The following is a 16,231-nucleotide window of genomic DNA, read 5'->3' on the forward strand; positions in this document are numbered from 1 at the left end:
CTACTGTTCATTAACCCAATACGTTTTTACATTTACAAATTCCTGCAAGCCAAATACAGATAGTTCTCTGCCAAAACCTGATTGTTTGATACCTCCAAAAGGAAGGCGGGCATCAGAGCGCGTTATCCCATTGATGAATACAGAACCTGCTTCAATATGTTGAGACAGCTTTTCAGCTTCTGTAATAGTATTGCTCCATATACTGGCGCCCAGTCCAAAGCGTGTTTCATTTGCAACCGCAATCGCTTCATTCGTATCTGTTACACGTATGCAGCTAAATACAGGTCCGAACAGTTCTTCGGCACGGGCAGGGCTGTTTGCCGGAATGTTTTCAAGTATCAGCGGAGAAAAGAAATTTGAATTTGAATCGTCAAACGGATGTTTGTAGGTACAGTCAGCACCTGCTGCTACAGAGCTCTGCACCTGTTTTGATAATTGTTCTTTCAGATCAGCACGCGCCATGGGGCCAAGGTGCGTTTCTTTAAGCATCGGGTCACCGATAATGCGAGCGTTTAGCTGCTCTTTAAGTTCTTTTAAAAAAGCGTCATAACACTGTTCGTGAATAATAAACCGTTTTGCAGCAATACAGCTTTGTCCGTTGTTTTGCAATCGGCCTTTAATTGCTTCCGCAACAGTTTGTTTAATCGGTGCATCAGCGAGAACAATAAACGGATCACTGCCGCCAAGTTCAAGCACGCATTTTTTTAAGTGTTTTCCTGCAAGGCTAGCCACAGAACGGCCCGCACGTTCACTGCCTGTAACAGTTACAGCCTGCACGGCAGGTGAGGCAATGATATATTCAATATCTTCAACAGCCGGGTACAGAGAAAGAAACAGGTCATCTGGAAATCCGGCCAGTTTAAATATTTTTTCCAGCGATTGCGCACAACCGGGTACATTGGGCGCATGTTTCAGCAGAACCGTATTTCCGATAAGCAGCGTTGGAATAGCATACCGGAAAACCTGCCAGTATGGAAAGTTCCAGGGCATAATGCCAAGTACGGCACCAATAGGTTCAAATGCTATTTGACTTTTGATATGTTCAATGGAAACAGTTGGCAGATGTTGTTGTATAATCGCATCAACATTATTGAGATACCATTCTGTTGTACCGATACATTTATCTATTTCTGCAATGCTTTCCAGCAGGGGTTTTCCCATCTCTAACGTAATCTCACGCGCCAATAGTTCTTTTTCTTTTGTAAGAACTGAAATGAGATTTTTAAAATAAGGTTTACGGTCGTTGATGGAATATTTCCTCCAGTTTTTGTAAGCCGAATCAGATCTGATCAGTTTTTCATTCAAGGATTCAATCGATTCAAACGCGAGGTTTTGTATGTTTTCCTTTGAAAAGGGATTGATGGATTGATACATAATCAAAATTTATAACTGTATCCAGGCAAGTTACCAGTCCGGGGCGTAAATCCCAATCCAATCCGGGAAGAGTTTGCGCTATCGTTCAGTACATAGAAAAAATTATATTAATAATAAATACTTTCAGACCGCAACTGTCTTATTTTTTACCAGTTTTACATAAATTCGTAATTAATAAAAGTGTTATTATTAACTTAATTTTGAAGGCGATTTAAGTTAAATACTACATAAATACATAATTAATGGTTTAAAAATTAATGTTAGTATTAATTAATTATATTAAATAGAGATAAATGCTATTGTACGTAATAATGAATTAGATCTGACCTAAATAGAATTTTTAGTACATTATATTGTTTTTTATATAGAATATTGATAATCAGATCTTGTTTTTTTTATAAGATTAGTACAATTTATGTATAAATACATATGTTAGCAGTATAGATAATCAATCCCCTTTTTTATCTTGAATTAATAACTAAACCTAATTGATTTATGAAAAAAATTGAAGCCGTTATTCGAACGTCTAAATTTCTGGAGTTAAAAGAAGCCCTTAATAAAATGGGGATTCAGTTCTTCACGTATGCAGATGTTAAAGGTGTTGGACATCAAGCGACTGAAAAAGCAGTTTACAGAGGTGTTCAATATGACCTTGGTTATATAGCAAGAACAAAGCTTGATATTATTGTAAGCGAAAAAGTTGAAGAAGTAATTAAATGCATTGTTGATACCTGTAAAACCGGGGAACTTGGAGATGGGAAAATCTTTGTTTCCAATATAGAGGAATGTGTGCGTATCCGTACAGGCGAAAGAGGCGTTCCCGCGCTGCAATAATACCCATAACCCTTTTATCAACTAAACTAAACGAACTTAAGATACTATGGAAACAGCAGTATTAGATACAATAGAAGCGGCAGTACCGGCGATTGATTCGATCAAAGCGGTTGCTGCCATTACAGTAGATACGTTGGCTTCGAAATCCTCGTTAGCGGCCACAGATGCCGCTGTTTCTCAGCTTGGACTTACAGCAAACAATATCTGGATGATGCTTTGTACCGCTCTGGTATTTATTATGAATTTAGGGTTTGCTACGGTAGAATCGGGGTTGGCCCGTTCTAAAAATACGACCAATATTCTATTCAAAAATACCATTACACCTGCAATCGGAATCATAATATTCTGTTTATGGGGATTTAATCTGATGTACCCGGGTGGTGCTTATGAAGGTGGGTTCTTTGGATTCGGTGGTTTTGGACTGACAGCGCCGGCAGCTGAAAGCGGAGGATTGGATTTAACATATGCGGGTGGTTATACATACTGGACAGATTTTCTTTTCCAGGCAATGTTTGCTGCAACAGCAGCAACAATTGTATCCGGTGCAGTTGCTGAGCGTATCAAACTGACAAGTTACATTATCTTTACCTGTATCATTATCGGTGTCATTTATCCGGTTGTAGGCATGTGGAACTGGGGTGGAGGCTGGCTGAAATCCTTAGGTTTTTATGATTTTGCGGGTTCTACAATGGTTCATAGCCTTGGTGGCTGGGCTGCATTGGCAGGCGTTATTGTTCTTGGTCCGCGGATCGGCAAATACGTAGATGGCAAAATCAACCCGATTCCCGGGCATAGTTTGCCTTTGGCAACCATTGGGGTATTCCTGTTGTGGTTAGGCTGGTTTGGTTTTAACGGAGGCTCCGTTTTGTCGGCAGATCCCGCATTAACCTCGCTCGTACTGGTTACAACTTCATTAGCGGCTGCTGCCGGTGCAATAGGAGCATTGCTTGCTTCTGTTATATATTTGAAGACACTCGATCTGTCTATGGTTTTAAACGGTATTCTGGGAGGATTGGTAGGAATTACTGCAGGCGCTGATTTAATGAGCCCGAACGATGCAATACTGATCGGATTAATTTCCGGTGCTGCAGTTGTATTTGCTGTTATCTTCTTTGATAAAATTAAAGTAGATGATCCGGTAGGTGCTACTTCCGTTCACTTGGTATGCGGTATACTCGGAACCCTGTTTGTTGGAATATTCGGGGATAAAGGTTTTGGCGGTTCAGCTGAAGGAGCCGGAATGTCTCAATTAATCAAACAATTAATTGGTGTAGGAGCTGCAGCTTCATTAGTTTTCCCCGCTTCCTATGTAATTTTTACAATCATTTCAAAGACAGTAGGTTTGAGGGTTGCCGCTAAGGAAGAAATCGAAGGATTGGATATTGCTGAACACGGAATGAAGGCTTATAATATCGATGTAGATAAAGAATATTAATATTAATAATGTTAATAATGCAAAATTTGCATCAGTTGCAGGTTTTGCATTATTTTTTTTAAAATTCTTAGGTAAATAAATGCTTAAATTTAGTACCTTTCATAATTGAATAATTAAACTGTACGGCTACCCCACGAACAGTATGTTTATTATATATTATAACTATGTTTAAATCATTATTTGTTAGGTTGGTTTTTTTATTTTTATGTATTGTTGCTGTTGATGCTGCTGCACAAACACAAAGAAAAATATATAAAGGACAATATCACAGAGGTAAAGCAACTCCGGATATATCATTAAAAAATATTTCTAAAAATGAACTGCTGACAATTTACGGTACGCTAGGTTTAGCTTCATACAACGGTGATTTATCGGGCTATCTCTGGCAGGTAGGATCTAACTCATACAGGCCTCAGGCAGGCGGAGGGGTAATATTGCGTACCGCTTATTTAGGCAAACGTTTAAATCTGAGAGCAGATGTACGTTGTTTCAGATTATATTCCAATGATGTGCATGAGGGGCGTAATTTAAATTTCAGATCAACAAATTGGGAATTTTTAGCCTTGGGACAGTTTGATATTTTCCCATATGAAAAACTCATGCGCAGAAGGACAAAAATAAATCCATACGTATATGGCGGGATTGGTTTAATGACATATGATCCATGGGGACAGCTTCCAAATGGCAGATGGCATCAATTAAGACCCTTAGAAACAGAAAATGTGAAATATGGTAACGTAGCTTTTGTTTATACAGTAGGATTAGGTTTCAAGTATAACTACAGTTACCGGTGGAACTTTATGTTGGAGGCAGGATACCGTTTTACCACAACGGATTATATTGATGATGTAAGCAGTGAAGAGTATCCTGATCCGGCGTCTCTGCAAAATTCTATATCAAGGATTATGTCTAACAAGTCATTTAATAAATCTGCACAAACAGGCAGAGGAAACCCCAAATATAAAGACGGATATGCAATCGTTTCAGTAGGCTTAACATATACCTTTACAAGACATCATGCTACGAAAAATAGAAAAGGTGGATTACTGGACAAAAACTTATTGCGCAAAAATTAACATAGTTATATTTTATAATTGTTATATCTATTATTTTGCCGGTTAGTATAAAATATGTACAAAAAAGTATGGTGAAATTTGCAATCATTCACTTGAATTATTACTTTCAAGTGTTATATAAATTAAGATCATGAGATTTCGGAAGTTTTCAATACCTCTTCTAGTACTTTTCTGTGTTTTTTTGTCATTTGTTACAAATGGTCAATCAAGACGCATCTACAAAGGGCAATATCATAAAGGTAAATCGCAGCCTAGTATATCATTGAAAAAAATATCCAAAAATGAACTGCTAAGTATTTTCGGAACGGTTGGATATGCTACCTATTATGGTGATTTGTGTGATGGAATTGATTGTTTTAAATTCAGACCCCAAATAGGAGCCGGTGCACTGTTAAGAACAAATTACCTGGGCAAACGCTTGAATATAAGAGGTGATGTTCGCTTTTTTAAATTGTATTCAGATGATTATTATAAATACCGCAATTTAAATTTCAGATCAACAAACTGGGAATTTATTCTTTCCGGCCAGTTTGATTTTTACCCGTATGAAAAAATGATGCGCAGAAGACCACGTATCAATCCATATATTTACGCAGGGATTGGTTTAATGACATTTGATCCATGGGGACAATTCCCTGATGGTAAATGGCATCAGCTGCGTCAGTTAGAAACAGAACATACAAAATATGGAAATGTTGCATTTTTATATACAGCCGGTTTCGGTTTGAAATTCCGATACAGCTATAAATGGAGTTTCATGGTAGAAGGTGGGTATCGGTATACAACAACAGATCATATCGATGACGTCAGTATTCAGGATTATCCGGATGCAAGTTCATTCAATAATTCAATAGCTGGTCAGATGTCTAATAAATCAACCAACTTTCCTTATAATGGAAGTGATGCACAAACACCTCAGGATTACAGAGGAAATCCTAAAAATAAGGACGGTTATTTTATTTTTTCTGCCGGGGTGGTATACCACTTTACAAAGAATCACAAACCTAAGTTTAAAGGTAATGATCAGTTATTACGTAAATAACGTAATCTGCTTAAAACATTAAAAGAGTATCTAAAACGGATACTCTTTTTTTATGTCCTTAACACACCCAGACGTGTATATTAAGAGTGGATTTGGTTTCTTGTAGGATGCAAGAGCAGTTTTCCCGAGTTATAAAGTCAAAGAGCTTCATTGATATTTCAATGAAGCTCTTTGACTTATATAGTAAATTCAGTATGACTAAAAATCGTAGTATTTATTAAATAGCGCTGTTTTGAAACTGAATCCGATAAGTTTGTCAACGATATTTTCATCTGTATTTTTCTGCGAACGGTAGGTAAAGGAGGCTTCTAAACGCATATTAACTTTGGGATTAATGATATATGCTGCTGTTAGCGTATTATATATAAGCGTGTTTTTGTATCCCTGAACAATCTGGTTCCCCTGGTAATAATTTGGATATTGGCTTATATCTGCAAATATATTGTGGCCGTAATTCGTGGCAGCTGTTTTGTCTGCCCCATAATTACAATAAACCAGTCTATTCGAAAAAGACCATCTTTTTCTGTTGTAATCAATGATGCCTATCCATTCAATAAAATTCGCATTTTGCGGATGCGCCAGCGATTGATTATAATGAGAATAGTTTTGTAATGAAAGACGGTGCGAATAGGTATACGGCATAACGTAATTGAATTCTCCCTGAACAGCCAGACCTTTGATCTTTGCAATGTCAAAATATCTTGCACCTAATTGGAAGCCATATTTTTGAGGGTATTTAGAGTTTTTCTTTTTTAACTCATCAAACTTCAAATCATCCAGGATAATTTGTCCATACGCATACATATTATGCAATATCTGATATTTCAGATTGATGCCCATTAATGCATTATCAGCGGAGCCATTATAAAACTCAGTAGGCCGTAAAAAAATTACAGGATTTAAGTATGCCCAGTCAAATCCGCGTACACCATTTGAATCAGCGGCTTGCCAGACAATAGATTCAAAAAGCCCAAATTCAAATGATTTTGATACTTTCCAGCTTAAATAATGAGTCGTGGAATATTTTTTCGGATAGCCTTTCCCTAAAACAGTAATCTGTTCGGCATGCACATCCATAAATTGTTCATACAAAACCATGTATTTAATATGCCAGAAAGATGTTTGAAGTTTAAAAAAAGGATTATTCATCGTGTTGTCAGACCGTAATAAGGAACGGTATCCATTACCAATAAAGTTTTTGTCCTGCCCGAATTGTACCGTCAGGTATCTGTTGGGATTATAGCAAACATAACCAAAAGGCAAACCAAAATCCTGTCCTTTATCTCCTTTAAAGCTTTTTGTTAATCCCTGTCCGGGAACTACCAGATTGCTATCAATGAATGTATTTATGTATCCGGGGAACGAGGCCTGGTTTTCATAAAAGCCTGTATAGAATGAAAACTTTTGTCCAAAATCCCCATAGATTAAAACACCACGGGTATTTCTATAATATTGCTGTTTTTTGCTGGGGTCATATGATAATTCTAAATCAAACAGGGGAGTAGCACGGATAGAAACAATGCCCGAATCTACAGGAACCAGATAATTATTGCTGAAATTATCTGCGACTTTATTTATAAAATTTTTTCTTTTTATAGTATAATGAACACCCTCGCACAGACTATCCATATTGAATAATGATTTTGTTTCATTAATAAAATATGGCTGGATAGATGTGTGCAGATTGTTTTCTTTAGAATGAATCTGCGCCTCTTCACTTAACAGATATTGTCGCTCAAGCGGACTGAACCTGCTTTGCGCTGCCGTTGAAAAAATGGCAAGGAAAAAAAGTATACCCGTTAGTCTAAAATGCATTTTTGTCGCCTCGTATCATTGTATAAGCAGTCATTACTATAATTTGCAGGTCCAGCAAAAAGGTCCAGTTTTCAATATACCATAAATCGTAACGAACACGCTTCATCATATATCTCGGTTGGATGGTAGCACCTCTAAAGCCATTTACCTGTGCCCAGCCTGTTATGCCGGGTTTAATTAAATGCCTAACCATAAATTTATCAATAATAGCAGAATAATCAGCCGTATGTTTCAGCATGTGCGGACGCGGCCCGACAACAGACATATTCCCGATCAATACATTTATAAACTGTGGCAGTTCATCCAGATTTGATTTTCGGAGAAATTTACCAATAGCAGTTACCCGTGAATCATTTACCGTTGCCTGAACTTTATCAGAATCTTTATTCACACTCATGCTTCTGAATTTATAACAATCAAATTCTTCATTATTTCGGCCGCTTCTTTTCTGTATAAAGAATACCGGCCCCGGTGAACTTAATTTTATTATAATAGCAAGTAATGGGAATAACCATGAACACAGCAATATCAATACTAAAAGTGAAAATACAATAATCAAATATCCGTTTTAACATTCGGCTAAAGATACTTTCTAACGGTTCTTTCCGAATGTTTAATACCGGTACATGATCATAAAATTCAAGATCTACTTTTTTATTTAAAAAGCCTCTGAAGTCAGGAACCAGGTGCACACGGATCAAATGGTTATCGCCATATTCAATAATGGAACGGATTTTTTTAGACGATGTAAATGGAAGTGTACAGAAGATCTCATCAATTTTAAACCTGCTTTCACAAATTTCTTTTAACGCATCAACATTACCTAAAACCAATTCTTTGTGTTTTACATGTTGCGTGGCATCATCCAGAAATCCTAAAAATCTATATCCCGAATTGTCTTTCGAAATGATATAGCGCATTACCTGTAAACCAACCGGTCCTGCACCAATAATCAATACATTTCTAAAATTAGAACCAGTTTTACGGTACCAATTAAGGAACAGAATAAAAAGCAGACGCCATGCAAAAAGACTGATGCCTAAAATCAGATACGTCATTAAGAGCATTTGTCTGGAATAATACGACTCTTTTAAGGCGCCGATAAAAGTAAATATAATAAGTACATGCAAGGCAACAATTTTTATCAGATTCCATACAACTAATTCTAATTTCCGCCGCCGGACAGTTGAATATATATAGATGTTAAAGCTAACCGCAAGAATAATCCACGACATATTAAAAATAATATGCAGGGTAATATAGTGGTCCGTAATGTGGGAAAAAGGTGGTGTTTGATCAGAAAATAAATAGGAAATAAAAAATGCGATATTTAATAATGATACATCTCCTATAAATTGTATTAACCATAAGAACTTACTGTATCTGGAATTCATAATTTTGTATTGGTAATTTACATGTAGACGAAATTACGAAAAGTAATTACATCTTTTGAATTGAGAATAATTTTATTTTTGAACGGCAAGACGTTTAGTTTCTGAATAATCGGCCTTTTGCAGAACTACTACATATAAACCATTGTTCAGCGCGGAAATATCAAGCAAATCTGTTTCTTTCACATGAGTTGTTTGAATTAATTTACCCGTTAAGTCATAAATCGATATATATTCAGGTGCACCGGTAAAATGTAACTCTCCGGCAGACGGATTGGGATAAAGAATAAATGTATTGGATGTTTCGGATGCTGCTTGATCTTCAATATCAGTAACAAGCAATGGTTTTCCTTTAAATACCGGTCTTATCATCAACGTACCTGTTAACGCATTCGCATTTGTATTGAAAGCAGTCCAGGTAGTATTCGTACTGCTGCTGGTAACTATTTTATCCAGGTTATCATTATTTCTATCATAACCTACAAATAAGCTTCCGGCAATAAAATGTTTAAAACCAAAATAATAGGTGCCCGCAGCTAACTTCGCTTTATCTGAAGGTGTTACTGCATAACGTACAAATCCATTAACAATCGTGCTGTATTTTACGGTTATTTGCTGACTTAGTTGTTCTTCAATGGCTGTTCCATCTTTCCAAACAGCCATTGTAATGATTGAGTTTTCCACACTGGGGCCGAAGTTTTTGATAAAGCAGAAGTCTATGTGCGTAAGCGAATCCTCTTTTAAAATGTCGAATTTATTGGCGCATAAGATTCCTTCACCGTTTCGCTGATATGCTTCAAATGCATCTTCCGGTATGCCGTCATCATAGGCATAGTAATCGTAGAAATATGTTTCTATGGCCTTAAAGTTATTGAAAGATAAATCAATCGGAGCTTTATAATCTACAATGTTGTAGGAATACTCTTGTTTTACGACATATGGAGTATCCATTTTTAGAGGATCTAATACCGGAGAAGGGAAAGACCATCTTGATATAACACCCGTAGTTATATCAGCATGATTATCATTCGAAATAGTATTGCCTAAATTATCCCGGACAAGAAGATTGTTTTTAGAAGATAGGGCAGGGCCGCCAAATCTTAAATCTCTTAATGTGAAAAAAAGATCCTGATTGATGAGATCTGCTTGATCAGATGAGGACAATGAAATGAAATGTTTATAAGGTATAGATGTGTACTCCGTAAGAATACTTCTGCTTGTATTTACAATACACAGATCTCCTGTTTGAGCTGCATTTACCGTGCGTTTTGAATTGATATAAATGTAATCGATGTTCCACACATTAAACCGTCCGCTTAACAAACCATAATTTCTGAACCGGTATTGAAACCCTTTGTGCCGGTAAAGAGTGTCTTTTAAAGGTATATTAACAACACGGAAGGTATCAATTGTTTGTGTCGGGTCGCCATATTTACGCCATACTTCCTGCCATACGTTATTGCGGTTTTTAAATTCCAGAATTAAATAGGCAGAACTTTCCGGTGTATCTCCGAAGCTTTTTGATTGCCAGTAAAAGCTGAAATAAACAGAGTCTTTTGCTTTATAGGAAGATAAATTAAAGGGCAATGAGGTTAATTTATCAGCATACCCGTTAACATTAGCATTTGAATACGGAAATCCCGTATACTTTATCGCATCAAAAGAGGCAACCCCGATGCTTACAGGATTTAAAGACATGTTGTCATTAATATACACACCACCGCTATCGTCAAGAAAACCTAACACATCGGGTTTTGTACTGTAGCCATTAATACCCAGTTTATACCAGTTGCAATATTGCATCTGAGCTAACGGGTCAGCATTAACAGTGGTTGGAACCGTTAAAAGCCTGTCATTAAATAGCTGAAAGGTATATTTATCAAGAACTTTTACAAATCGTTTACCTAAAATATTATAAGCTGTAGTATCAAATTTTTCCCCGCTTCCGAATGCATTTAAAATACGGATACTATCTCCGCTAAGCAGCGGATGAAGCTTTAATTGTTTGATCTCGTATATATTTTCTGTTGAAGTAAAGGCAACTATTTTAATGGTATCAATAGGTAATTGTGGCCCTGAAAAATCTTCAATATAGGGAAGTTTTAACGTATCTGTTTGAGTGAGTGCTGCAGTACGTGCATCGGAGGCTGAATATTCAGCTGTTTCACCAACATTATATTGGGTCAATGGTACAATGGATACCTGTGCCAATACAGGCATAGAACCAATCAACACAAAAAGCAGACACGGAAAAAAAAGTTTTTTCATACGCTGGATAAATGAATTATTGAGGAATTACCGGATCGCTTCCCGCTACAACAAGATCGATTATATCTCCAGAACGAAGTTTTTGCCCCGATTGGTATGCAGGTTTTTGATTGCATACTGTTCCTTCTGCTAATTTTGAATTTGTATCATAATTAACAAGCCCAACCACCAGGCCCATACTGCTGATGGTGGATTTCGCCTCATCTAAAGACATATTTACCAAATTGGGAATTTCAACATCCGTTTCACCTCTGCCGGTACCTACCAACAGGTCAATTTTAGAGCCTTTGGGAATAGAAGTACCTTCTTTTACGGGAGCACCATTTATAAACTGCCCTAAAACAGTAGGGTATGGATGTGGAGCTGTTTTAATTTCGCCCATCTGTAAACCTAGGCTTTTAAGAATCATTTCAGCTCCTCTGGGAGATTCATCAATCAGTTTAGGCATTTTAATATTGGGCGGGTGCTGAGCTGCAATACTCAAATAGATCCTTCTGTTTTCTTTTACTTCATTGCCCGGCAGCGGATGTTGTGTTAAAACAGTTAATGGTGTAATACCCGGCTTAAATGTTGAATCACTGATTTCATAACGCAAACCCAGGTCATTTAATTTCTGTTCAACCTGGCTGATCGACAGGCCTTCTAATTTAGGTACACTGATGTATTCTCCGTGCTTGGTTACAGACGGTAAATACCAGTAAAAGAAGATGAGTATTAAACCTACAAAAATACTTACTATAATTCCTGCATGAATGAATACACTTTTTAATGAATCTGCTTTAAATAATTTCATATTATATTTTAGCTAATTTTTTCTTTTCTCTTTCTATGCCAAATGTTAAAATGTTATCAATGAAGTCGTATGGCTTATATCCATTAATAGCCGTCTGGTGAAATATACAGGTTGCAGGCGTCATGCCCGGCAGCGAGTTTACTTCAATGATAATGGTTTCAGATCTATTGTTTTCAAAGACACGTACAAACGCATCGATCCGTGCATACCCCTGAATATTCAATACTTCAGCTACGCGTTTTAATGTTGCACGTACTTCTGAAGCCACTTGCTCATAATCTGCTTTGTTGGTTGTATAACGCGCCGGGGTTATGTTCTGTCCTTCACCGGCAAGGAATTTTTCTTCCAGGGATAAAACATCACCGGTAGCCAACGATTCAGAAGGTTCAAATATTTCATATTCAACGTTGCCTTTATCGTTGAAACGGGTCATTAATCCGCCCGTAACTTCCAGGAAATGTTTTGCATTGCCTTTAGAAACCAGATCTTCAATTAAGAAATAATCTTTCTGCGGAAATTCTTCGTTATATTTCAATCCCAATACGGAAGAACTGACAGATCCCTGAATGGCTTCTTCACCAAACATTAATCGGGTATAGGCACGAAGCTCGTCTCTGTTTTTTATCTTTTTAACCGCAGAGCTGCATCCATCGTCAGATGGTTTAGCAATGATGGGATATATAAAACCGGATTCAATTTCGGATAACAATTTTTCGCCTGCGTCTAACCATTCCTGCTTGTAAACCATTCTGTGGTTTGCAACAGAAATACCATGCTCCCGAAGAATGCGGTTTGTCTCAAATTTATTGATCGTGATCTGAGAACTTTGTATACCTGAACCGTTATACGGCAACTGATATTTCTCAAGCTCTTTCTGCATGCTGCCATCTTCTCCCGGCCGGCCGTGCAGGGCAATGAAGACGCCATCTACCAGCTCAGAAAGTTCTTTGTAGGAAATCTCTTTCGGATCTTTAATTGCATTGCTCACATACCGGCTGCTGATCGATTCCGTTTCTTTTGCAATATGTTCAATGATCGGGTGGTGCCCTTTAAAGTTGATTACTTTTTCACGTATATCATCTGCATTGTCTTTCAATAAAATATTGATCGGTAAGATGAATAAACGGTGCTGCTCGTCACTGCCTGTTAAGAACACAGGAAGCGGCTGGTATTTTGTACTGGAGGAAAGTTTTTCAAAGATATTTCTTCCGCTTTCAACGGAGATGTGGCGTTCAGAAGAATAGCCACCCATTACCACAGCAATTTTAATTTTTTCTTTGGAAGAATTCTTTTCAGATGAAATTGCCTGATCCAGTGTTGCCAGCAATTGTTTGTAGCGCAAACTTCTTTTGCCGTCTTTAATACGCTCCTGAATAGACGTACGGATAATGTAGGTAAGGAATTGAGACGGATTTAAGCCGATCTCTGCTGCCTGATGAAAAAAGAAGGACGATGGCATCATACCAGAAGTCGTATTCGGGTCGTTTAAGAAGACCTCTCCTTCAGGAGAAATAAAACCATCAATACGTGCATATACATTGAACTGTAAGGTTGAATATAAGCGGCAGCATTCGCTGCGGATCAATTCAACTTGTTCGCCAGGAATATCAATAGGTGTGATCTTTCTTGACATGCCCGGCAGATATTTTGAACGGTAATCAAAGAAATCATTTCCTTTAACAATACCCGTAGGAGGCAGCGCTATTGGATTACCATCTTCATCCTGTATAACAATGCAGGAGAATTCCTGGCCTTTAATAAAGGATTCAATGATGATTTCTTCCTCATTATCTAAACTTTCCAATAAAACACGTTCTTTAGAAGAAAGCGATTGATTTAAATGTGCTAATAATTCTTCCGGATGATAAATGGTTTTGCCTTGTAATACATCATTTACGGGCATGCCAATACCATCGCGGATATCGGTAAGGGTTGCCACCCATTTTATTTTCGCATGTTCTGTTTTTGTGTTCCAGTCTGCAGCTGTAATTTCCTGAAGAAAAAAGCTACGGTTTAGCGCTTGCTTTAATTTTTCTTCATTTCGCTCACTGATAACCGTAATACCAATGGAAGAGCCTTGTGACGGTGCTTTTACAACAAAAGGAAAACCTACGCTTGATTCAAAATGTGCAAGCAGTGCTTTTGTATCAGCACCTTTTAGCCAGGTAGATTTTTTGTAGGTAACATAGTTAGGTCCGTTGAAACTGGCTTGTGCTACTAATTTCTTCTGAATGTATTTATTGATACCAATAGCTGAAGGCAGAATGCCTGAACCTGAATAGGGAATATTATTCCAGTCCAGCATACCTTGTATGGCACCATCTTCTCCATAAGGACCATGTAAAGCAAGGAAGGCAAAGTCAATTAATTCTTTCAGGTCAGAAGGCTCAATTTTTCTGCCTACTTTTTGAATCATGGCATCCCGTTCTTCTTTTGGAAGGTCACCAAGTGATTCAACATAGACCTGAAAGCCATGAATGCTTTTAGGAAGAAATTCAAAAGGAGGGTAGAAATCACGAATGGTTCCCTTGTAGATATATTGCCAGTCTAATAAAATGAACTGGCCAAGGCTATCAACAAAGATGGGAACGGTAGTGAAAATATCTTTATTTAAATTATCGTAAACAGTTCTTCCTCCAGCAAATGAAATTTCTCGTTCTCTAGACTGTCCACCAAAGATGATTCCTATTCTCATGGAAATATGTACTTCTGTGAATTAAAAATTATTATTGTTCAGCATTGATTGCAAAGACACCTTTTATCTCAGGGACAGCCTTGCGGATGGATTCTTCAACACCTGCTTTTAATGTCATAGCAGACATCGGGCAAGTACCGCATGCACCAAGCAATTCCAGCTTTACAATCATATCTTCGGTAATTTCTACCAAACGTACATTGCCACCATCTGTAATCAAATACGGGCGGATACTTTCAAGAGCTTGTTCTACTCTGTCCAGCAGTTCTGTGTTTTCAGTTGTTGTACTCACGGTTTATACTTTAATTTCTACTTTTCTTGTTTCTGCCAGGGATGCATTACGGATGGCCACCTGCTGGGCTACTGTTTCGGCTAACTCTTTAAATGCCTGCGCTGTTATTTTATCCAGATTGATTACGGCCGGTTTTCCCATATCACCGCTTTCACGGATACCCTGCACCAACGGAATCTGCCCAAGCAACGGCACATCAAATTTTTCTGCCAGTTCTTTTCCGCCGTCTTTCCCGAAAATATAATATTTATTTTCAGGAAGTTCAGCAGGTGTGAACCACGCCATATTTTCAATTACTCCTAAGACCGGTACATTCACCTGTGGCTGACGGAACATCTGTAGGCCACGCTGCGCATCGGCAATAGCAACTTTCTGAGGTGTCGTTACTACGATTGCGCCTGTTACCGGTACTGTCTGCACGAGTGTAAGATGTATGTCACTCGTGCCCGGTGGCATATCAAATAATAAGTAATCCAGTTCTCCCCAGTCACAATCGCTGATGAATTGACGCAGAGCCGAACTGGCCATTGGTCCTCTCCATACAACCGCACTTTCCGCCGGTGAAAGAAAACCAATGGATATAAGTTTAACACCATACTGCTCAATCGGAATGATCGTTGGCTTGCCGTTTTCATTTTCAATTACATTCGGACGTACATCTTCCACATCAAACATGGTTGGTATGGATGGACCCGAAATATCGGCATCAATGATACCAACTTTGGCACCTGACTTAGAAAGTGCAACCGCTAAGTTTGCGGTGATCGTTGATTTACCAACACCACCTTTACCGGACGAAACAGCAATGATATTTTTAACATGCGGAAGTACAGGTCCGCTATTGAAACGACCCGTTGTAACATCTGCTGTCATATTAATCACCACAACAGCTGTACCGGAAACAAGTTTATGAATCGCTTCTGTACAGGAGTTGCGAATAAGTTCTTTAAGCGGGCATGCAGGTGTTGTCAAAACTACTGTGAAAGAAATGTTTTGACCATCAATTGCGATGTCACGAATCATATTCAACGTAACCAAATCTTTTTTCAGATCAGGTTCAGGTACAGTTTTCAGGGCTTCTAAAACTTGTTCTTGGGTTATAGACATTTTATTAACAGGGTATTTTGTGCAATTTAATGAATTTAGATACCAGAAACTAGTTTTATGTATGCGGAAATCACGTTAAAACCAGAACAGCTTTTTGCATAAATGCAAT

13 protein-coding genes are annotated in these 16,231 nt (G+C 37.8%); 4 read left to right on the forward strand and 9 right to left on the reverse strand.

Annotation, left to right across the window (positions count from 1 at the left end; all coding sequences use genetic code 11):
* Complete coding sequence (locus CHU_RS04445) at window positions 1-1,374, reverse strand: NAD-dependent succinate-semialdehyde dehydrogenase (protein WP_011584310.1); 1,374 nt, start codon at window positions 1,372-1,374, stop codon at window positions 1-3.
* A 495-nt stretch (window positions 1,375-1,869) separates the two neighbouring features.
* On the opposite strand from CHU_RS04445, the gene CHU_RS04450 reads away from it, so the two are divergent.
* The 4 genes from CHU_RS04450 to CHU_RS04465 all read left to right on the forward strand — a co-directional run bounded on the left by CHU_RS04450 (window position 1,870) and on the right by CHU_RS04465 (window position 5,761).
* Window positions 1,870-2,208 carry a P-II family nitrogen regulator gene (locus CHU_RS04450; protein ID WP_011584311.1) on the forward strand — a complete coding sequence of 113 codons (339 nt, stop codon included), beginning with the start codon at window positions 1,870-1,872 and terminating at the stop codon, window positions 2,206-2,208.
* Window positions 2,209-2,254: 46 nt separating this feature from the next.
* Entirely contained in the window at window positions 2,255-3,643 is a 1,389-nt protein-coding gene (locus tag CHU_RS04455; protein ID WP_011584312.1) for an ammonium transporter, read from the forward strand.
* Window positions 3,644-3,807: 164 nt separating this feature from the next.
* A complete protein-coding gene (locus tag CHU_RS04460; RefSeq protein WP_011584313.1) occupies window positions 3,808-4,719 on the forward strand; it encodes a hypothetical protein in 912 nt (303 codons plus the stop codon).
* Window positions 4,720-4,981: 262 nt separating this feature from the next.
* Entirely contained in the window at window positions 4,982-5,761 is a 780-nt protein-coding gene (locus CHU_RS04465; RefSeq protein ID WP_238379345.1) for a hypothetical protein, read from the forward strand.
* Between the two features lie 198 nt (window positions 5,762-5,959).
* Here the strand turns inward: CHU_RS04465 and CHU_RS04470 are convergent, their stop codons facing one another.
* From CHU_RS04470 to CHU_RS04500, 8 genes are all read right to left on the reverse strand, one after another.
* Window positions 5,960-7,576, reverse strand: coding sequence for a hypothetical protein (locus CHU_RS04470; RefSeq protein ID WP_011584315.1), 1,617 nt, complete (start codon window positions 7,574-7,576; stop codon window positions 5,960-5,962).
* On the reverse strand, window positions 7,566-8,108 hold the full coding sequence (locus CHU_RS18795) for a sugar transferase (protein ID WP_316910344.1): 543 nt from the start codon (window positions 8,106-8,108) through the stop codon (window positions 7,566-7,568). The genes CHU_RS04470 and CHU_RS18795 overlap by 11 nt, the downstream gene beginning before the upstream one ends.
* Window positions 8,005-8,811 (reverse strand): nucleoside-diphosphate sugar epimerase/dehydratase, encoded by an 807-nt coding sequence (locus tag CHU_RS04475; RefSeq protein ID WP_177254165.1) that lies wholly within the window; start codon window positions 8,809-8,811, stop codon window positions 8,005-8,007. The genes CHU_RS18795 and CHU_RS04475 overlap by 104 nt, the downstream gene beginning before the upstream one ends.
* Before the next feature lie 231 nt (window positions 8,812-9,042).
* Window positions 9,043-11,235 carry a T9SS type A sorting domain-containing protein gene (locus CHU_RS04480; protein WP_011584316.1) on the reverse strand — a complete coding sequence of 731 codons (2,193 nt, stop codon included), beginning with the start codon at window positions 11,233-11,235 and terminating at the stop codon, window positions 9,043-9,045.
* A 16-nt stretch (window positions 11,236-11,251) separates the two neighbouring features.
* A complete protein-coding gene (locus tag CHU_RS04485) occupies window positions 11,252-12,028 on the reverse strand; it encodes a PASTA domain-containing protein (RefSeq protein ID WP_011584317.1) in 777 nt (258 codons plus the stop codon).
* Window position 12,029: 1 nt separating this feature from the next.
* Window positions 12,030-14,723, reverse strand: a complete 2,694-nt coding sequence (locus tag CHU_RS04490) for a D-alanine--D-alanine ligase family protein (RefSeq protein ID WP_011584318.1) — start codon at window positions 14,721-14,723, stop codon at window positions 12,030-12,032.
* Window positions 14,724-14,754: 31 nt separating this feature from the next.
* Complete coding sequence (locus CHU_RS04495) at window positions 14,755-15,015, reverse strand: NifU family protein (RefSeq protein WP_011584319.1); 261 nt, start codon at window positions 15,013-15,015, stop codon at window positions 14,755-14,757.
* 3 nt (window positions 15,016-15,018) lie between these two features.
* Window positions 15,019-16,122, reverse strand: a complete 1,104-nt coding sequence (locus CHU_RS04500) for an Mrp/NBP35 family ATP-binding protein (protein WP_011584320.1) — start codon at window positions 16,120-16,122, stop codon at window positions 15,019-15,021.
* Between the last annotated feature and the right edge of the window lie 109 nt (window positions 16,123-16,231).

The sequence above is a fragment of the Cytophaga hutchinsonii ATCC 33406 genome, assembly GCF_000014145.1.
In the GTDB taxonomy this organism is placed as follows: domain Bacteria; phylum Bacteroidota; class Bacteroidia; order Cytophagales; family Cytophagaceae; genus Cytophaga; species Cytophaga hutchinsonii.